Raw genomic sequence first — 17,431 nt, 5'->3', positions numbered from 1 at the left:
AGGGAGAGTCAGTCCTTGATCTCGCACAGAACGCTACCTTGCGTGACCGTTTCCCCACTGCTCACCGCGAGGCCGGTGATGGTGCCCGCCTTGTGCGCGGTCACCGGGTTCTCCATCTTCATGGCCTCCAGGACCACGAGCAGCTCACCGGCCTCGACCTGCTGGCCGTCCTCGACCGCGATCTTGACGATGGTGCCCTGCATGGGCGCGGTGACCGCGTCGCCGGAGACCGCCGCCGCGCTCTTGCCGCCGCCTCGTTTGCGCGGCTTGGCGGCACTCTTGGCCGCGCCGCCGCCGGCCGAGATGGCCAGGTCACCGGGCAGGGAGACCTCGAGGCGGCGGCCGCCGACCTCGACAACGACGGTCTGCCGGGGCTCCGGCTCGTCGGCGGCCTCGGCGCCGCCGGTGAACGGCTCGATCTTGTTCTCGAACTCGGTCTCGATCCACCGGGTGTGCACGGTGAACGACTCCACGAACGCCGGGTCGCGCACGATCGCCTGGTGGAACGGCACGACCGTGGCCATGCCCTCGACCACCAACTCGTCCAGCGCCCGGCGGGACCGGCGCAGCGCCTCCTCGCGGTTCTCACCGCTGACGATCACCTTGGCCAGCAGCGAGTCGAACTGGCCGCCGATGACCGTGCCGGACTCGACACCCGAGTCGACGCGCACGCCCGGGCCGTCCGGCGGCACCCACGTGGTGACCGTGCCGGGCGCGGGCAGGAAGTTGCGGCCGGCGTCCTCGCCGTTGATCCGGAACTCGATCGAGTGACCGCGCGGCTCCGGGTCCTCGGTCCAGCGCAGCGGCTGGCCGTCGGCGATCCGGAACATCTCCCGGACCAGGTCGATGCCGGTGGTCTCCTCGCTGACCGGGTGCTCCACCTGCAGCCGGGTGTTGACCTCGAGGAACGAGATCACGCCGTCCTGGCCGACCAGGTACTCGACCGTGCCCGCACCGGCGTAGCCGGCCTCCTTGCAGATCGCGCGGGCCGAGGTGTGGATGGTCTTGCGCTGCTCGTCGGTGAGGAACGGCGCGGGCGCCTCCTCGACCAGCTTCTGGTGGCGGCGCTGCAGCGAGCAGTCGCGCGTGCCGACCACGATCACGTTGCCGTGCTTGTCCGCCAGCACCTGCGCCTCGACGTGCCGCGGCTTGTCCAGGTAGCGCTCGACGAAGCACTCGCCGCGGCCGAACGCGGTCACCGCCTCGCGCACCGCCGAGTCGAACAGTTCCGGGATCTCCTCCAGCGTGCGGGCCACTTTCAGGCCACGGCCGCCGCCGCCGAACGCGGCCTTGATCGCCACCGGCAGGCCGTGCTCCTTGGCGAACGCGATGATCTCGTCCGGGCCGCTGACCGGGTCCTTGGTGCCGGGCACGAGCGGGGCGCCGGCGCGCATGGCGATGTGCCGCGCGGTGACCTTGTCGCCGAGGTCGCGGATGGCCTGCGGGCCCGGGCCGATCCAGATCAGCCCGGCGTCGATCACGGCCTGGGCGAACTCGGCGTTCTCGGACAGGAAGCCGTAGCCGGGGTGCACCGCGTCGGCACCCGAGCGGGCGGCCACGTCGAGCAGCTTGTCCACGGACAGGTAGGACTCGCCCGGGGTGCTGCCGCCCAGCGCGAACGCCTCGTCGGCCAGCCGGACGAACGGTGCGTCGCGATCCGGGTCCGCGTACACGGCCACGCTCGTCAGCCCCGCGTCCTTGCAGGCGCGGATGACCCGCACCGCGATCTCGCCGCGGTTGGCGATGAGCACTTTGTGCAGCGTTGCCAGATCCCCGGTGATGGCCGACTCAGGCACGCCCTGTCCTCCTTGTGCGAGCTACCCCATGCTTTCCGGCAGTCTATGACCTGATCTACCCGTGGAAGTGCGAGCAAGGCCACGCTCGGTTCACGACCGAACCAGTAGTCTCCCGCTAGTACGGGTGCGGGGAGGTGGCCGTGGGCAACTCGCGGGCGGTGATCATCACCGTCGTGCTCGCGCTGCTTGTCGCGGGCGGCGCCGTCGGCGTGGCCCTCTACCTGCGAAACCGGGACGTGCCGGCCGCCCAGACCCCACCGCCGCCGACCGCCCCGGCCACACCGACCGACTGCCGCGTCGAGCCCTGCGCCGTGCTGGCGGCGGCAACTGTGGGAAACACCAAAATCGAGCTGGTAGCCGACCAGGGCGCCAAGTCCGGGCGGCTGCGGATCGGCCCCGACCGGGTGATCGAGGTGACCATCACCGACCGCGGCGCCGCGTTGACCGGCAAGTCCCTGCAGTGCATGTCCGGGTCGTTGTCGGCCTGCCTGGTCAAGGGCGACCTGCCCAGCGGCGGCACCATCGGCGAGATCGTGGTCGGCCGGTCGGAGAAGTGGAACCTGACCGAGCGGTCCTACCTGTCCGACGCCGGGTACCTGGCCCTGCAGGAGGTCACCGGGGACGGCGGGCCCGAGCTTGTCGCCGCCCAGCAGGGCTTCTACCTGCGGGTTTATCAGCTCGACGGCAGTGAGCTGGGCTGTACACGCACGGTCGGCAAGCTCGAGCAGATCGCCGGCTGGCCGAACCCGAAGGTGACCAAGACCCAGCTCAAGGCCTGTACGTAGTCACCAGATGTCGTTGATCCGCACGCCGACCTCGGCGAGCAGGCGCCGGGTGAGCGGCAGGCTGATGCCGATCACGCTGGAGGCGTTGCCGTCGATGCTCTCCACGAACCAGCCGCCGCGGCCGTCGATGGTGAACGCCCCGGCCACGCTCAGCGGCTCGCCGGTGGCGATGTAGGCCTCGAGCTCCTCCTCGGTCGGCTTGTCGAACCGGACGACCGTGCTCTCCCACCCGGCCACCGAACCGCTGATCTGCCCGCCGCTGATCCGGATCACGGCGTGCCCGGTGAGCAGGTCGCCGGAGTTGCCGCCCATGTCGGCCCAGCGCTGACGGGCGCGCTCGGGGGTGCCCGGCTTGCCGAGGATGTCGCCGTTGAGCGACAGCATCGAGTCGCAGGCGACGATCACGCTGTCCGGGAACTCCGCCGCGACCCCGTCCACCACGGCCTCGGCCTTGGCCTCGGCGAGCGCGGTGACCAGGTCCTGGTGGCTCGCGCCGGGCAGCGACGCGGTGATCGCGTCCTCGTCCACGCCGGACACCCGGACGACCGGGTCGACCCCGGCCTGCCGGAGCACGGTGAGCCGGGCCGGGGACGCTGAGGCGAGTACGAACTGCACGCCGGGAGGGTAACCGCCCACCCTCGTGAGGTTGGCCCGAGGCGTGCGAAGTGACGGGCGTCACGAGACGTCACATCCGGGACGCCCGCCAGGTCGTCTTTGTATACGTCTCCTTCAGTAAGGACAGCGCCATGGAAACGCGTATCGATCTGTTCGGCAACGAGGTCGCGGGCAAGGTCGCCGCCAAGCTCGGCGGCGTCGGCCAGCTGGTGCACAAGTCTTCGCTGCCGGCCTCGACCGAGCACCTCGTCGAGATCCGGGCCAGCCAGATCAACGGATGTGGCTTCTGCCTTGACATGCACACCAAGGAAGCCGCCGCGGCCGGTGAGACCGCCGTGCGGCTGAACATGATCGCGGCCTGGCGAGAGGCCACCGTGTTCAGCGAGGCCGAACGGGCCGCGCTCGCGCTGACCGAGGAGGGGACCCGGCTGGCGGACAAGGGCGGCGTCAGCGACGACACATGGGCCGAGGTGCGCAAGCACTACGACGACGAGCAGATCGGCGCGCTGATCTCCGCGATCGCGATCATCAACGCCTACAACCGGTTGAACGTCATCGCCCGTACGCCCGCGGGCTCGTACGAGGTCGGGATGTTCGGCTGATGCTCAGGCTCGTGAGTGGTTTTGCTTGTCAGAACGAGCAAAACCACTCACGAGGGGGTTGTCAGTTGCGGTTGTCGAGGCTGGCCGGGTAGGTGTCCGGTTCGAGGTTGGCCGGGGCCGGGATCGGTGCGGTGGTGGCCTCCTGCGCCGGGGTGCCGACCGCCGGGATCTGCAGAGCTGTCCGGGCCAGGTCGACCGTCAGCCGCGGAAGCTGTGCCGGGGCAGGGATCATCGTGCTGTCCGTGCCCGCGATGACGATCGCCAGGCGGTGACCCTTGGGCACGATGTGGTCCGTTGTGGACAGGCGGAACGTCATCGTGTACTTCGTGCCCGGCGTGAGGGTCCTGGGTGTGCTCAGCGAGCTGAAGTTGGCCAGGTCGGCCCAGCCCCGCGAGAAGACGTGAGCATCCACATTGGACACCGTGGGCACCGTGTTCTTGTAGCAGGCGTCGTCACCCGGGCGGTCTTCGCCCCAGCAGGATTCCGTTGTGAGGGTTCGGATTCCCTCACCGGTCGTGCTCCGGATGGTTGCCGGCCCGTAGTCGACGAGGAACGCCGAGAGGTGAGCCGTCGCGGTCGACGGGCTCGCGGTGACCGTGATCTTGCTGATGCCCGCGATCCGCAGGTCGCTGGTGAGGGTGTTGGTGCTGTAGATGATCCGGCGTGAGGAAGTCGCGTTCGGCGAGGTGATCACGTTGCTGGGGGTGGCGGAACCGTTGTCGGTGAAGGCCGCGGAACCGGTGCCCGGCAACGAGGTGAGTGTTCCGACGCCGGCGACCGAGCCCGCGTTGGGGTAGACGGTCTGCAGCTGGGTGCCTGACGGCGGCCAGGTCTGGGTGTCGGTCCAGACGTCCGGGGAGCGTTCGACCGACACCGCGGGCTCGTTCTCGATCCCGTTCTGGATGCCGAGCAGCCAGCGGTCGAACCACTTGTTCAGGGTCGGAACCCAAGTGGCGCGGCGGAAGTCGAACGGGTCGACGTGCCCGGTCTGCGACAGCCACAGCTTGCGCGGCACCGACGCGGGCAGGGCGGCGAGCCACTGACCCCAGTTGATCGGCTTCACGTTGAGGTCGAACGCGCCGTTCACGGAGAACACCGCGGCCTTGACCTGGCCGGCGTTCTGGACGAAGTCGCGTTGCGCCCACATCGGGGTGAAGTCGCCGTTCGAGGTCGCGCCCGCGGTCATCTCGTTGCGCACCGCCGCGCACCGCGAGCGGGCGTTGGCGTTCTCGAACCCGGAGGCGAGGCTCGTCGGCGTGCCGAACCCGTTGAGGGACACGCCATCCGAACGGAACCAGTCGTACCAGGAGCTGATCGCGGAGATCGGCACGATCGTCTTCAGGCCGTCGACCCCAGTCGCCGCAACGCCTTGGGTGATGCTGCCGTCCCAGGACTTCCCGATCATCGCGGCCGCACCGGTCGACCACGAGGCCGCCACGGTCGTTCCGCCGCTCGCGGCCGAGTATCCGGTGGCGCGCCCGTTGAGCCAGTCGATGACCGCCTTGCCGGACGCGATCTCCGAGCGGCCACCGGTGTCCATGCAGCCCGTGGACCTGTTGCTGCCGCTGAAGTCGATGAGTGTCACCGCGTACCCGCGTGGCACGAAGTAGTTGTCGTAGAACAGCGGGAACTTCACCGGTGTGCCGGCGCTGTCGTACGACTTGATCTCGCTCTCGTTGCCGCGGCCCGCGCTCTGGTAGTACGGGCTCGCGTCGATGATCACCGGGACCTTCGCCGCGGTCGCCGGGCGGATGATGTCCGCCGCGACCCGGTCGCCAACCCCGTTGTTGTCCAGGTCCAGCCCGATGTCCACCCACACCGTCTCGCGGATCGCGTCGGCGAACGAGAAGACCGGCTGCGTGACCCCGTCCTTCAGGACGTACGCCGGGTCGGCGGCGGCCACCGGAACGGCCACCACCCCCGACAACAACCCCACCAGTCCAGCGAAAAGCAGACCACGACGTGACATATCCAGCACGCTAGGTCACATCGTGGCCGCCGATCAGACCCGAAGGTTTGAACTGTTTGCCAGTTAACGAGGCATTCCGGAGGCTCGCCACGCGCCGGGGCCGTGGGCGAGCGGGGTCCGCATCCGCCGGGACGGGTCGGCCCAGGCGGATTTCGGCTTCTCAGCGGGTGTCCCGGCCTCGCCGGGCAGCGCGGCGATGACGGCGGTGAGCGCGGCGAGTTCCACGTCGTCCGGAGTGCCCCGGACGATCCGCAGCAGAGGACGGTCGCTCATCGGTTGCTCCTCACAGCGGGATGTTGCCGTGCTTCTTGGGGGGCAGGGTTTCGCGCTTGTCGCGGAGCATGCGCAGGGCTCGGGCGACGTAGCCGCGGGTGTAGGAGGGCGGGATCACGCTGTCGACGTAGCCGCGTTCGGCCGCCGCGTACGGGTTGAGCAGGGTGTCCTCGTACTCCTGGACGAGGGAGGCGCGCAGGGCCTCGACGTCCTGGCCCTCCTCGGCGGCCTTGGCGAGGGTCTTGCGGTGCACGATGTTCGCCGCGCCCTGGGCGCCCATCACGGCGATCTGCGCGGTGGGCCAGGCGAGGTTCATGTCCGCGCCGAGGTGCTTGGACCCCATGACGTCGTACGCGCCACCGAACGCCTTGCGCGTGATCACGGTGACCTTGGGCACGGTGGCCTCGGCGTACGCGTAGATCAGCTTGGCGCCACGGCGGATGATGCCGTTCCACTCCTGGTCGGTGCCGGGCAGGAACCCGGGCACGTCCACGAAGGTCAGCACGGGGATGTTGAACGCGTCGCAGGTGCGCACGAACCGCGCGGCCTTCTCGGAGGCGTCGATGTCCAGGCAGCCCGCGAACTGGGTCGGCTGGTTGGCCACCACACCAACGCTGTGCCCTTCGACGCGGCCGAACCCGACGAGCACGTTCGGCGCGAAAAGCGGGTGCACTTCGAGGAACTCGCCGTCGTCGAGCACGCGGGTGATGACCTCGTGCATGTCGTACGGCTGGTTCGGCGAGTCCGGGATCAACGTGTCCAGCTCGGTGTCGCTGTCGGTCAGCGACTCGGCCACCGAACCGGACTCCTCGACGTCGAAGATCGGCGCGTCGGACAGGTTGTTGGACGGCAGGTACGACAGCAGGTCCTTCACGTAGGAGATCGCGTCGTCCTCGTCGGCGGCGAGGTAGTGCGCGTTGCCGGACTTGGTGTTGTGCGTCCGCGCGCCGCCCAGCTCCTCGAACGTGACCTCCTCGCCGGTCACCGTCTTCACCACGTCCGGGCCGGTGATGAACATCTGCGAGGTCTGGTCGACCATCACGATGAAGTCCGTCAAAGCAGGCGAGTACACGTGCCCGCCCGCGTTCGCGCCCATGATCAGCGAGATCTGCGGGATCACGCCGGACGCGCGCACGTTGCGCATGAAGATCTCGCCGTACAGCCCCAGCGAGACCACGCCCTCCTGGATCCGGGCACCGCCGCCCTCGTTGATGCCGATGATCGGCCGGCCGGTCTTGATGGCCAGGTCCATCACCTTGACGATCTTCTCGCCGTACACCTCGCCCAGCGCGCCGCCGAACACCGTGACGTCCTGGCTGAACACGCAGACCGGGCGGCCGTCGATGGTGCCGTACCCGGTCACCACACCGTCGCCGTACGGCCTGTTCTTCTCCAGGCCGAAGTTGGTCGACCGGTGCCGCGACAGCTCGTCCAGCTCGACGAACGAACCCGCGTCCAGCAGCTGGTCGATCCGCTCGCGGGCGGTCATCTTGCCCTTGGCGTGCTGCTTCTCCACCGCCCGCGCGGACCCGGCGTGCACTGCCTCGTCGTTGCGGCGGTAGAGGTCGGCGAGCTTCCCGGCGGTGGTGTGGATGTCCGGCTCGCCCTCAGGGACGGGCCCGATCGGCGTCGTGGCACTGCTCATGGCCAGGGAGCGTAGCCAGCCACGCCTAAGCGCGGCTGATTCACGTAGCTAATGTCACCACACGACTAGTCTTTACTGGTGGACGCAGTTGAGCTACAGCGCCGGATGGCCAGTACCTACTCGGGTGTCGAGGTGGTGGCCAGCACGGGTTCGACCAACGCCGACCTGGTCGCCAGAGACGACGTGCCGGACCGGTTCGTGCTCGTCGCCTCGGAACAGACCGCGGGCCAGGGCCGTCAAGGCCGGTCATGGGTGTCGCCGAGTGGCGGGATCTACCTGAGTGTCCACTACCTGCTGGCGGTGCCGCTGTCCCGTGTGCAGTGGCTCACCATGCTGGCCGGGGTCGCCCTGGTCAAGGTCGCGCAGAGCGTGGGCGTCGAGGCGGGTCTGAAGTGGCCGAACGACCTCCTGCTCGGCCCCCACCAGCGCAAAGGCGCGGGGGTTCTCGCGTCGACCACCGCCCGTGGGGTGGTCCTCGGCATGGGGCTGAACGTCCAGCCATTGGGTGACGTCCCGCTGGGCCCGGGCGGTCTGGAGGCCACCTCACTGGCCGACGAGGGCGCCTCCTTGCTCGACGACACCGAGCTCACCGCCCGCCTGCTCACCGAGCTGGCCCGGCTGGAGGAGCCTTGGCGGGAGCACAACGGCGACCCGTTCGCCAGCGGCCTGCACGAGGAGTACCGGAAACACTGCGTGACCCTCGGCCAGCACGTCCGGGTGGAACTGGCCGGCCAGACCGAGCTGCAGGGCACCGCCCGGTACCTCGAAGGCGACGGCACGCTCGTGGTCCGCGACGCCGAAGGTCTCGACCACTCCGTGCCCGCCGGCGACGTGGTGCACCTCCGGGCAACGTCCTAGTAAGAATTGCCGGTCCCACGCCCTTGAAGGGGTCCGCGCGGGTACGGTATGGCCGTCATCGGCGCTGACCGGAGGAACACCGTGGCCTATCCAGACGACCTGCTCAGCGACGGCGAGCGCGTCGTGATCCACAAGCACCCGCACTGGAAGATGCTCCTGCTGCCGTACATCGTCCTGGTGCTCACCCTCGGTGTGGGCATCTGGCTGGCGATCCTGGCGCAGGACCTGTCCTGGAGCACAGTCGCGTTCATCGCGATCGGCGCGGTGGCGTTGATCCTGATCGTGTGGCTGTTCCTGGTCCCGTTCGTGCGGTGGCGCACCACCCACTTCATCGTGACCACCGATCGGGTGATGGCCCGTGAGGGGCTGATCAACCGGACCGGGATCGACATCCCGCTGTCCCGGATCAACAGCGTGCGGTTCGAGCACGGCCTGATCGACCGGATCGTGGGCTGCGGCACGCTGATCATCGAGTCGGCGTCCGACGAGCCGCTGGAGTTCGACGACATCCCGCAGGTGGAGCGCGTGCACTCGTTGCTGTACCGGGAGATCAACGACAACCCGGACGACGACTTCAAGGCAGGCGAGCGCTACCAGCAGCCCCCGCAGCAGGGCGGCCGCTAGATGGTCGCCGCGGGCCTGCCCGACACCGTCGCGTCGGCGGCCGATCTCCCGCAGCGGATCACCATCTGGGAGGTCGGCCCCCGCGACGGGCTGCAGAACGAGAAGTCGGTCGTGGACCTGGCGGTCAAGCTGGAGTTCATCGACCGGCTGGCGGACGCGGGCCTGCGGGTGATCGAGGCGACCAGTTTCGTGCACCCCAAGTGGGTTCCGCAGCTCGCGGACGCCGCGGAGCTGGTCGACGGACTGTCCAGACGGGACGGTGTGAGCTATCCCGTGCTGGTGCCCAACGAGCGTGGCCTGGACCGGGCGCTCGAAGCCGGGATGGACCACATCGCGGTGTTCGCCAGCGCCACCGAGACGTTCGCCAACCGCAACCTCAACCGGACACTCGACTCGCAGTTCGAGATGTTCGAGCCGGTGGTCACCCGGGCGCGCGCGGAAGGCTTGCGAGTACGCGGGTATCTCTCGATGTGTTACGGGGATCCTTGGGAGGGACCGGTTCCGGCCGAGCAGGTGATCGCGGTCGGGCGCCGGCTGCTGGACCTCGGCTGCTCGCAGCTCTCCCTTGGCGACACGATCGGTGTGGCCACCCCCGGTCAGGTCGAGGCGCTCATCGCCGGGTTCGGCGATCCGGCTGTGCTGGCCGTGCACTTCCATGACACGTATGGGCAGGCGCTGTCCAACACGATGGCCGCGCTCCGCTGTGGAGTGTCCACTGTCGACTCGTCCGCCGGCGGCCTCGGCGGGTGCCCGTACGCCGAGTCGGCCACCGGCAACCTGGCGACCGAGGATCTGGTGTGGATGCTTGACGGCCTGGGGCTGGACCACGGCGTGAACCTGGACAAGCTGGCCGGCACGAGCGCGTGGATGGCCGCTCAGCTGGGCCGGCCGAGCCCGTCGCGTGTGGTCCAGGCGCTGCGGGGATGACGATCAAGGTCGTCGAACTGTCCGAGCGGACCTGGCCGGCCTTCGAGAAGCTGTTCGGTCCCAACGGGGCCGTGGCCGGCTGCTGGTGCATGTGGTTCCGCAAGACCAGCCCCGAGTACAAGCGCGACTCCGGCGAGGTCAACCGCCAGGACGCCGTCGATCTCGCGGTCGCGGGCGAACCGGTCGGGCTGCTGGCGATGGACGGCCAGGAGGCGATCGGGTGGGTGGCCGTCGCGCCCCGGTCGGTGTACCACCGCCTGGAACGTTCGCCGATCGCCAAACCGGCCGACCCGGACGAGGACCTCTCCGGAATCTGGTCCGTCACCTGTTTTTACATCCATCGTTCCGCGCGCCGCGGCGGTGTCGCCCGTAGGCTGCTCGATGAAGCTGTCCGGTATGCGGTCCGGCACGGCGCCTGGATCCTGGAGGCGTACCCGGTCGACACCAACGGCGTGAAGACGAGTTCGGGCGAGCTGTACCACGGCACCCTGTCGATGTTCACCGACGCGGGCTTCACGGTGGTGGATCGCCGTGGCACGCGCCGGGCCCTGGTGCGCAAGACCGTCGGCTGAGATCTTTCCCGGCCACGGGAACCGGGGCGCGTCCGGCGGCGTCTGACGCCTGAGACGAGCTTTACGTTGATCCGGAGGTGGCCGTGGCTTCCGACCATCAGGCGCAGGTGGACGAGCTCCTCGCCGACTACCGGCGCAGCCGCGACCAGCTCGCGGGCATGCAGCAGTCGCTCTCCGCCATCCGTGAGTCGGTGACCAGCCCGGACGGCCTGGTCAAGGCGACCGTCGGCCCGGGCGGGGCCTTACTCGACCTGGTCATCGCGGACGCCGCCTATGTCCGGGTGAGCCCGTCGGACCTGGCCAAGTCGATCGTGCGGACGGTCGCGTCGGCGTCGGCCAAGGCGGCCGAGACGGCCAACCGGACCGTGAGCCCGTTGCTGCCGGTGCAGACCGACCCGGCCGCCTTGCTCGCGGGCCGCGCCGACCTCACCGCCGCCGAGCTGGCGCCGCCGGTGCAGCGGTTCGACGACGAGAGCTACGAGGACCTGAGCTGGATGGACCGGCCGGGGAGGCAGCCGTGACCGGTTTCGAGTCCGATCACGAACGGCTGGCCAAGCACGCGGCCGACTTCGCGCCGATGGTCGAACGCGCGGGCAAGCTGTCCGGCGAGCTCAACCGGACCCTCGACGCCCTCGGCACGCCCTGGGGTGACGACGAGGTCGGCCAGAGCTTCGCGGCCGTCTACTCCGGACCGTCCGGCCGGACCCGGACCGGGCTGGACGCCGTGTCCGGCCACCTCGACGACATGCGGACCCGGCTGACCGAGATGGCCGCCGCCTACCGCGATGTCGACGCCAATGCCCGCAACCGCATCGACAAGGTCTGACATGGGCATCGAGCTTCCTCCCGAGCTGGCCGACGTGGCCGCGCAGACCGGCGTGAAGTGGCCGGCGGCGGACGAGGACAAAATGCGCGAGGCCGCCCAGGCGTGGCGGGACACCGGCAAGAAACTGACCACCCTGATCGGCGACGCGGACACCTCCGCCCAAGCCGCCTTGCACACAACACAGGGCGCGGGCGCCGACGCGGCCCGGTCACACTGGGGCAACAACGTCAAGCCGGACACCGGGCACCTGACGTCGGTCGTCAAGGGCTGCACGGACGCGGCGGACAAGCTCGACCACGCCGCCAACCAGGTCGGCGAGGCGAAGCTGGCGATCGTGCGCAACCTGGTGCCGTTGGCCAAGAACAAGGACGTCGCCGAGCACGCCGCCGCGGCCGGGCACCCCACCGCGTTACTGGGACTGGACACCGCGATCAAGGGCACGGCCGCGAATGTCGCCAACGTCCACCACACGTTGGTGTCCGCGGTTCAGCCCGCGACCGGTGTCGTGATGGACACCGCGCAGCCCCTCGTGGACCCGAACCCGGGCGCGCAGGGACACGGGCACAACTTCTTGAAGGACACCGTTTCCGGGGTGACCCTAGGCGCCGGGAACCTCGTGCAGAACACCGGCCACGCCGCCACGAACCTCGTGCAGGACACGGGGCAAGGAGCCGGGCACGTGGTTCACGGGGGCGCGAACCTGGTGCAGGACACGAGCCAGGGAGCCGTGAACCTGGTGCGGGACACCGGTCACACCGTTCACGCGGCCACGGACGTCGTGCAGGACACCGTAACCGGGCCCGGGGACCACGGTCACGGCCCGATCCAGGCCCCTCCTGGGCAGGTCGGCCCGGGGAACGTCGGCGGGCCCGGTGGGCATCACCTGCCGGGCGACGTTCTGCCTCCGGCCGCCGGTGGACTTGAGCCGTCCACTGGGCCGATCGCCATCCCCGGTTCGCACGATTTCGTTCTGCCGCATGATGCTCCGACCCCGCCGTCGGGCATTCCCGTTGTCCACGACCAAAGCGTGCACGTCGCCTCGGCCGCGCCCGCGGTGCTGGACGCGCCGCCGCCCGCGGCCCAGGCTCCGGTCGCGCCGGTCAGTCCTGGTGTGCCAGGCGCTCCTGTGGTTGGTGGTGGCGGCGGAGGTGCGCCCGCCGCGCCCATCATCACCGGTGGACCTGCGCCTGCAGCACCTCCGCCAGTCGCTGCGGCTCCTGTTGCGGCGCAGCCCGTCTCGGCTCAGCCCGGCCCGGCGCCGGTCCAGCGTGGACAGTCACCGACGTTCGTGCCGGATGCTCCGCGCCAGCAGCAACCCGTGCAGCAGCAACCAAGTCCGCAACCAGCCGCGGTAGTCTCGCACACCCAGGCACCCAAACAGGACCAGGAAACGATTCTGGCGATCTGGCTGGTCCGGATGTTCCCCCTCGGCCACATGCCGGTGGCGCGCGACCGGCCCGCCCGCCAGCTTCCCCCGCCCAGCCAGGAGTACGACTACGCGCCCGGCATGCGGTTCGAGCCGCACGACCACCCCTCGTCCGGCCTGATCGAGGCCGTCCGGGGAACCGCGCGCCCGGTCGAGCCCGAAGAGGACGCGATCGTCGACGGCCTGGCCGTGGGCTACGACCCGTTGGGCGGCCAGCACGAGCGGGATTGGGACCGGCGGTTCGTCGTGCGTGCGGGCAGCGGACGGGACACTTTGGACATCGAGTACGCCTGGCCGCCCGCGGAGCTGTACCCGGAAGGCGGGATCGCGCCGGGCGAGGCGGAGATCCTGCCGCCGGGCACGATCATCGACCGGTTCGGCACCGAGGAGGGCCGCGTGTTCGCCGCCGAGTCGACCGCGTTCAGCCGCCGCTCGCTGCCGCCGTCACACCTGCGCGCCGGGTACCGCCGTTACCGGGTCGCGCGTGCTTTGCCGGTGTGGAAAGGGTTTTCGGCCGCCTGGTTCGCCCAGTCCGGCGGCGGTGTCCGGTACCGGACCGTGTACCCGGCCGCCGACCTGGTCGCGTTCGGCTACCTGACAGAGGAGATCGTCGATGAAGGCTGAGTCGATCGTCGGCTGGCTGGACGCCGTGGGCATCCCGGCCGAGCTCGTCTCGGTGGGCACCGAGGCGGACAACACCTGGTGCCTCTTCCGCGCGGAGACGCCGGACGAGAACGGCCTGCTGGGCTGGGAGGTGTTCTGGCGCGAGCAGGGAAACCGGTACGACTGGGCCAGGTTCACCAACGAGCAGGTCGCTTGTCACTACCTGTTCGGCAGGTTGACCTGGGCCCAGGTCGCGCGCGGAGCGGTGGGTGTGATCAAGCCGGACTGATACACTACGAGGGTAGTGGCAAGGCGGCTCGAGGAGAAACACCATGCCGGCCAACCCGGAGCGGCGGGCGCTGATCGCCGACACCGCCATCACGCTGATCGCCGAGAACGGGGCCGGCGGGCTCACCCATCGGGCGGTCGACGTCCGTGCGGATCTGCCGACCGGCACGACATCCAACTTCTTCCGGACCCGCCTCGCGTTGCTGGAGGCGGCCGCCGAGCGGGTCGCCGAGCTGCATTGGGGCTATATCGGGACAGTCCGGTCCGGTCTGAGCGGCCGGGCGGACGTGGCGAAGCTGCTGTCGCGGATGGTGGCCGGTCAGGACGAGGTCGCGCGGGTGCGTAACCTCGCCCGGTTCGAACTTTTCCTGGCGGGCAACCGGGAACCCTCGCTGCGGCCGATGCTGGCGGAGATCCACGCGGCCGCGATCCAAGGCGCTACTGAGTTTCTGCTGTCCGCTGGGGTTCCGGCGACCCCGGACCGGGCGCGGCTGCTGTCACAGGTGTTGACGGGAATGCTCTTCGACAACCTGACGATGCCACCGGCCGCGCCGGATCCTGTGTTCGTGGAACGCATGTTGGAGCTGGTGTTCTACGACACCGAAACGAGGTTCGACCCCCACCAGCCGGCCAGTGCCGCGCCCGCGTCAGCGCCGTCCTCGGAAGCCCAGGCGACGTAACCGTCCGGCCGGACGAGCATTACCGGCGCCGCAGTGCGATACTCGTCGTCGAACCGTCCGGAGAGGACGGTGACGCGGTCGCCGCACTCGGCTCGCGCGATGGCCGCGGCGTTCTGGTCGTTCGTCGTGTCGACGAGGACGAACCTGCCGTCCCGCGCGGCTTCCGCGAGCCGGACGCCATCCACGTGCACGTCCGACGCCCGTTTGCCGTCGATCTTGTTGTCGCCGCGCGGCGAGTACGAGAAGCCCAGCCCGGTGAGGAACTCGCGAGGCATCCTGCGGAAGATCTCGAACTTGAACGCGGTCTTCATGAGGATCTGCGCCATCTTGCGGGCCGGTCCGGACTTCAGGGCGGAGATCTTGAACAGCCGGTCGGTGTTCTTCAGCACCGCCTCGCCGACCGGGTGCCGCTCGGTCTCGTACGTGTCGAGCAGCCAGCTCGGCGCCGTGCCCTTGACCGCGGCGGCGAGCTTCCAGCCGAGGTTCATCGCGTCGCTGATCCCGGTGTTCATGCCCTGCGCGCCCACCGGCGAGTGCACGTGCGCGGCGTCGCCGGCCAGGAAAACCCTGCCCTCGCGGTAATGCGCGGCCTGACGGCGTTCGCTCACGAACCTCGTGCCCCAGCGCATGTCGCTGAGACCGAAGTCCGCCCTGGTGATCTCCTTGATCGTTTCGCGCACCTCGTCCACAGTGACCGGTGCGTCGGACGTGTTCACGTTGTGCCGCCAGGCGATCGAACGGTGGTAGCCGTCGCCGAACGGGATGAAGATCTGGATGCCGTTCTCGTTGCTCTTGCCGAACATGAACTCGGTCGGCGGGTGGTCCATCTTCACGTCGGCCAGCAACAGCTGAACCTCGTACTGCTCGCCGACGAACTGCGTGCCGAGAATCTCGCGCACCTTGCTGTGCGCGCCGTCGCAAGCGACCACATAGGACGCGGTCTCGACCGAGCCGTTCTTCAGGTGCAGCTGCACCTCGTGCTCATCTTGGTCCAAGCCAACGACTTCGGCTTCCCGGACGATCTGCACGCCGAGGTCCTCGCAGCGCCGGCGCAGCACGGCCTCGGTGCCGTTCTGCGGCACGATGAGCATGTACTGGAAGCGGCTGTCGATACCCGCGAAGCTGAGCGTCACGCCCACATTCGGTGCCGCGGCGGGGATCTTGGTGCCGAGCGGGACGAGGGTGTCCGCGAGGCCGCGCGCGTCCAGCAGTTCCAGGGTCCGGGCGTTCACGCCGAACGCCCGGGTGATGCTGGACTGCGACGGCGGCCGCTTCTCCAGCACCTTGCAGTCGATCCCGTTCAGGGCCAGCTCGCTGGCCAGTGCCAATCCGGTGGGCCCGGCGCCCACGACGATCACTTGTGCCATGACGTCCTCCTCTAGATCCACTACGATAGTAGTACAACAAACGTCGTGGTTCTAGGGGTGTGTCCGGGCTCATGCCCGGTTTTGACCGGTTCGGCCTAGCGCTTCAGGTGCTCCAGAGCAGCGGCGTGGATGTTTCCGTTGGTGGACAGGGCGGTGGCGCCGTCGAAGGTGGCGTTGCCCTTGAAGTCGGTGAAGGTGCCCCCGGCCTCCTCGATGATGACCTGGAGCGGGGCCACGTCCCACGGGTTGACGATCGGTTCGGCGGCGATGTCCATGACGCCCTCGGCCACGAGGCAGTGCTGCCAGAAGTCGCCGAACGCCCGGCTCTCCCAGCAGGCGTCGACGAGGTTCAGGTAGGCCTCACGGGAGTGGTACTTCACCCACGAGCCCAGGTCTGTTGTGCTGATATACGCATCCGACAATGTGTCCACACCGGACACCCGCAGCCGGCGGCCGCCGTTGGTGTACGCGCCTTGACCCGCGGCCGCCCACCAGCGGCGGTCCAGCGCCGGGGCGCTGACCACGCCGACCACCGGTTTTCCGGCGTCCACCAGGGCGATCAGGGTGCCCCACGCGGGCATGCCGCGCAGGAAGTTCTTGGTCCCGTCGATCGGGTCGATGATCCACGTCCGGCCGGGGCCGAGTGCGCCACCACCTTCCTCACCCAGCACGGCATCGGCCGGGAAAGTGGCCTGGAGCTGGGCGCGGATGGCTTCTTCGACGGTGGTGTCGGCGTCGGTGACGGGGGTGCGGTCCGGTTTGCGGGTCACCCGGAGGTCCTGGGCGCGGAACCGGTCGATGGTGATGGCGTCGGCCGTGTCGGCGAGGCGCAACGCGAAGTCGAGGTCGGCAGATGACACGGGCCTGATGTTGTCACGCTTAGAGTGGTGACCGTGAGTGTGGTGCTGCTGGCCGAGGACGACTCGGCGATCGCAGACCCGTTGTCACGCGCTCTGCAGCGTGAGGGTTACGCCGTAGAGGTCGTCACCGACGGGCTGAGTGCGTTGGAGTTCGCCGACGCGGGTCGGGCCGACCTGCTCGTGCTGGACCTGGGCCTCCCCGGGATGGACGGGCTGGAGGTCTGCCGGCGGTTGCGCTCGTCCGGGCGCGGGCTGCCGGTGCTGATGCTGACCGCGCGCGCGGACGAGGTCGACTTCGTGGTCGGCCTGGACGCCGGCGCGGACGACTACGTGGCCAAGCCGTTCCGGCTGGCCGAGCTGCTGGCCAGGATCCGGGCGCTGATGCGCCGCCAGGCACCGGGCGCGGTCGAGGTGAACGGCGTCAAGATGGACCTCGCCGCGCGGGTGGTGACCGTGGACGGTCAGGAGATCACCCTGGCCAACAAGGAGTTCGAGCTGCTGCGCGTGCTCATCCAGCGGGCCGGGCAGGTCGTCACCCGCGAGGAGATCCTCGCCGAGGTGTGGGACGACGGGCCGGAGCGCAAGACGAGCAAGACCCTGGACATGCACATGTCCTGGCTGCGCCGCAAGCTCGGCGAGGTCGGCCCGCGGGCGACCGAACGCCGGATCGCCACGGTGCGTGGCGTCGGCTTCCGGTTCAACTCGGACTGACGGG

The 17,431-nt window shown here is 69.4% G+C and carries 19 protein-coding genes; 12 read left to right on the top strand and 7 right to left on the bottom strand.

Annotated elements, in window-relative coordinates; all coding sequences use genetic code 11:
- Window positions 1-8: 8 nt before the first annotated feature.
- A complete protein-coding gene (locus AB0J95_RS44520) occupies window positions 9-1,796 on the bottom strand; it encodes an acetyl/propionyl/methylcrotonyl-CoA carboxylase subunit alpha (protein WP_364771825.1) in 1,788 nt (595 codons plus the stop codon).
- A gap of 140 nt (window positions 1,797-1,936) precedes the next feature.
- Between AB0J95_RS44520 and AB0J95_RS44515 the strand changes: the two genes are divergently transcribed.
- Window positions 1,937-2,581: a hypothetical protein gene (locus tag AB0J95_RS44515; protein ID WP_364771823.1), complete on the top strand. Its 645-nt coding sequence runs from the start codon at window positions 1,937-1,939 to the stop codon at window positions 2,579-2,581.
- On the opposite strand, the gene AB0J95_RS44510 is transcribed toward AB0J95_RS44515, so the two are convergent.
- Window positions 2,582-3,196, bottom strand: a complete 615-nt coding sequence (locus AB0J95_RS44510) for a nucleoside triphosphate pyrophosphatase (protein ID WP_364771821.1) — start codon at window positions 3,194-3,196, stop codon at window positions 2,582-2,584.
- Between the two features lie 131 nt (window positions 3,197-3,327).
- On the opposite strand from AB0J95_RS44510, the gene AB0J95_RS44505 reads away from it, so the two are divergent.
- The gene (locus AB0J95_RS44505; protein WP_364771819.1) at window positions 3,328-3,798 is read left to right on the top strand and encodes a carboxymuconolactone decarboxylase family protein; all 471 of its coding nucleotides are present in this window, start codon (window positions 3,328-3,330) and stop codon (window positions 3,796-3,798) included.
- A gap of 61 nt (window positions 3,799-3,859) precedes the next feature.
- On the opposite strand, the gene AB0J95_RS44500 is transcribed toward AB0J95_RS44505, so the two are convergent.
- The 3 genes from AB0J95_RS44500 to AB0J95_RS44490 form a co-directional block, all read right to left on the bottom strand.
- Window positions 3,860-5,767 (bottom strand): Xaa-Pro dipeptidyl-peptidase, encoded by a 1,908-nt coding sequence (locus tag AB0J95_RS44500; RefSeq protein WP_364771817.1) that lies wholly within the window; start codon window positions 5,765-5,767, stop codon window positions 3,860-3,862.
- A gap of 63 nt (window positions 5,768-5,830) precedes the next feature.
- Complete coding sequence (locus AB0J95_RS44495; protein ID WP_364771815.1) at window positions 5,831-6,040, bottom strand: acyl-CoA carboxylase subunit epsilon; 210 nt, start codon at window positions 6,038-6,040, stop codon at window positions 5,831-5,833.
- 10 nt (window positions 6,041-6,050) lie between these two features.
- A complete protein-coding gene (locus tag AB0J95_RS44490) occupies window positions 6,051-7,685 on the bottom strand; it encodes an acyl-CoA carboxylase subunit beta (protein WP_364771813.1) in 1,635 nt (544 codons plus the stop codon).
- A gap of 78 nt (window positions 7,686-7,763) precedes the next feature.
- Between AB0J95_RS44490 and AB0J95_RS44485 the strand changes: the two genes are divergently transcribed.
- The 9 genes from AB0J95_RS44485 (at window position 7,764) to AB0J95_RS44445 (ending at window position 14,489) form a co-directional block, all read left to right on the top strand.
- Complete coding sequence (locus AB0J95_RS44485; RefSeq protein WP_364771811.1) at window positions 7,764-8,543, top strand: biotin--[acetyl-CoA-carboxylase] ligase; 780 nt, start codon at window positions 7,764-7,766, stop codon at window positions 8,541-8,543.
- An 81-nt stretch (window positions 8,544-8,624) separates the two neighbouring features.
- A complete protein-coding gene (locus AB0J95_RS44480; RefSeq protein ID WP_364771809.1) occupies window positions 8,625-9,167 on the top strand; it encodes a PH domain-containing protein in 543 nt (180 codons plus the stop codon).
- Window positions 9,168-10,094, top strand: a complete 927-nt coding sequence (locus tag AB0J95_RS44475) for a hydroxymethylglutaryl-CoA lyase (RefSeq protein ID WP_364771807.1) — start codon at window positions 9,168-9,170, stop codon at window positions 10,092-10,094.
- Window positions 10,091-10,666: a GNAT family N-acetyltransferase gene (locus tag AB0J95_RS44470; RefSeq protein WP_364771805.1), complete on the top strand. Its 576-nt coding sequence runs from the start codon at window positions 10,091-10,093 to the stop codon at window positions 10,664-10,666. The genes AB0J95_RS44475 and AB0J95_RS44470 overlap by 4 nt, the downstream gene beginning before the upstream one ends.
- An 83-nt stretch (window positions 10,667-10,749) precedes the next feature.
- Window positions 10,750-11,187 carry a YbaB/EbfC family nucleoid-associated protein gene (locus tag AB0J95_RS44465; protein ID WP_364771803.1) on the top strand — a complete coding sequence of 146 codons (438 nt, stop codon included), beginning with the start codon at window positions 10,750-10,752 and terminating at the stop codon, window positions 11,185-11,187.
- Window positions 11,184-11,492 carry a hypothetical protein gene (locus AB0J95_RS44460; protein ID WP_364771801.1) on the top strand — a complete coding sequence of 103 codons (309 nt, stop codon included), beginning with the start codon at window positions 11,184-11,186 and terminating at the stop codon, window positions 11,490-11,492. Before AB0J95_RS44465 ends, AB0J95_RS44460 begins: the two co-directional genes overlap by 4 nt.
- Before the next feature lies 1 nt (window position 11,493).
- The gene (locus AB0J95_RS44455; protein ID WP_364771799.1) at window positions 11,494-13,542 is read left to right on the top strand and encodes a TNT domain-containing protein; all 2,049 of its coding nucleotides are present in this window, start codon (window positions 11,494-11,496) and stop codon (window positions 13,540-13,542) included.
- Entirely contained in the window at window positions 13,532-13,810 is a 279-nt protein-coding gene (locus tag AB0J95_RS44450) for a hypothetical protein (RefSeq protein WP_364771797.1), read from the top strand. Before AB0J95_RS44455 ends, AB0J95_RS44450 begins: the two co-directional genes overlap by 11 nt.
- Window positions 13,811-13,853: 43 nt before the next feature.
- Entirely contained in the window at window positions 13,854-14,489 is a 636-nt protein-coding gene (locus AB0J95_RS44445; RefSeq protein WP_364771795.1) for a hypothetical protein, read from the top strand.
- Here the strand turns inward: AB0J95_RS44445 and AB0J95_RS44440 are convergent.
- Both AB0J95_RS44440 and hisN read right to left on the bottom strand, forming a co-directional pair.
- The gene (locus AB0J95_RS44440) at window positions 14,402-15,856 is read right to left on the bottom strand and encodes an FAD-dependent monooxygenase (protein ID WP_364771793.1); all 1,455 of its coding nucleotides are present in this window, start codon (window positions 15,854-15,856) and stop codon (window positions 14,402-14,404) included. The two genes, AB0J95_RS44445 and AB0J95_RS44440, sit on opposite strands and share 88 nt — an antisense overlap.
- 95 nt (window positions 15,857-15,951) lie before the next feature.
- Window positions 15,952-16,716, bottom strand: coding sequence for a histidinol-phosphatase (gene hisN, locus AB0J95_RS44435; RefSeq protein WP_364771791.1), 765 nt, complete (start codon window positions 16,714-16,716; stop codon window positions 15,952-15,954).
- Window positions 16,717-16,749: 33 nt separating this feature from the next.
- Here hisN and AB0J95_RS44430 point away from each other — a divergent pair, with 33 nt between their 5' ends.
- Window positions 16,750-17,427: a response regulator transcription factor gene (locus AB0J95_RS44430; RefSeq protein ID WP_364771975.1), complete on the top strand. Its 678-nt coding sequence runs from the start codon at window positions 16,750-16,752 to the stop codon at window positions 17,425-17,427.
- The last annotated feature ends 4 nt before the right edge of the window (window positions 17,428-17,431 follow it).

This window comes from Actinocrispum sp. NPDC049592 (assembly GCF_040675465.1).
Classification (GTDB): Bacteria; Actinomycetota; Actinomycetes; order Mycobacteriales; family Pseudonocardiaceae; genus Kibdelosporangium.
This window is presented reverse-complemented; position numbering and strand designations above follow the sequence as displayed.

Coding starts and splice junctions, on each gene's coding strand:
- AB0J95_RS44505 (WP_364771819.1), top strand. CDS start 3,328: ATGGAAACGCGTATCGATCTGTTCGGCAACGAGGTCGCGGGCAAGGTC.
- AB0J95_RS44500 (WP_364771817.1), bottom strand. CDS start 5,767: ATGTCACGTCGTGGTCTGCTTTTCGCTGGACTGGTGGGGTTGTTGTCG.
- AB0J95_RS44495 (WP_364771815.1), bottom strand. CDS start 6,040: ATGAGCGACCGTCCTCTGCTGCGGATCGTCCGGGGCACTCCGGACGAC.
- AB0J95_RS44490 (WP_364771813.1), bottom strand. CDS start 7,685: ATGAGCAGTGCCACGACGCCGATCGGGCCCGTCCCTGAGGGCGAGCCG.
- AB0J95_RS44475 (WP_364771807.1), top strand. CDS start 9,168: ATGGTCGCCGCGGGCCTGCCCGACACCGTCGCGTCGGCGGCCGATCTC.
- AB0J95_RS44470 (WP_364771805.1), top strand. CDS start 10,091: ATGACGATCAAGGTCGTCGAACTGTCCGAGCGGACCTGGCCGGCCTTC.
- AB0J95_RS44455 (WP_364771799.1), top strand. CDS start 11,494: ATGGGCATCGAGCTTCCTCCCGAGCTGGCCGACGTGGCCGCGCAGACC.
- AB0J95_RS44450 (WP_364771797.1), top strand. CDS start 13,532: ATGAAGGCTGAGTCGATCGTCGGCTGGCTGGACGCCGTGGGCATCCCG.
- AB0J95_RS44445 (WP_364771795.1), top strand. CDS start 13,854: ATGCCGGCCAACCCGGAGCGGCGGGCGCTGATCGCCGACACCGCCATC.
- AB0J95_RS44440 (WP_364771793.1), bottom strand. CDS start 15,856: ATGGCACAAGTGATCGTCGTGGGCGCCGGGCCCACCGGATTGGCACTG.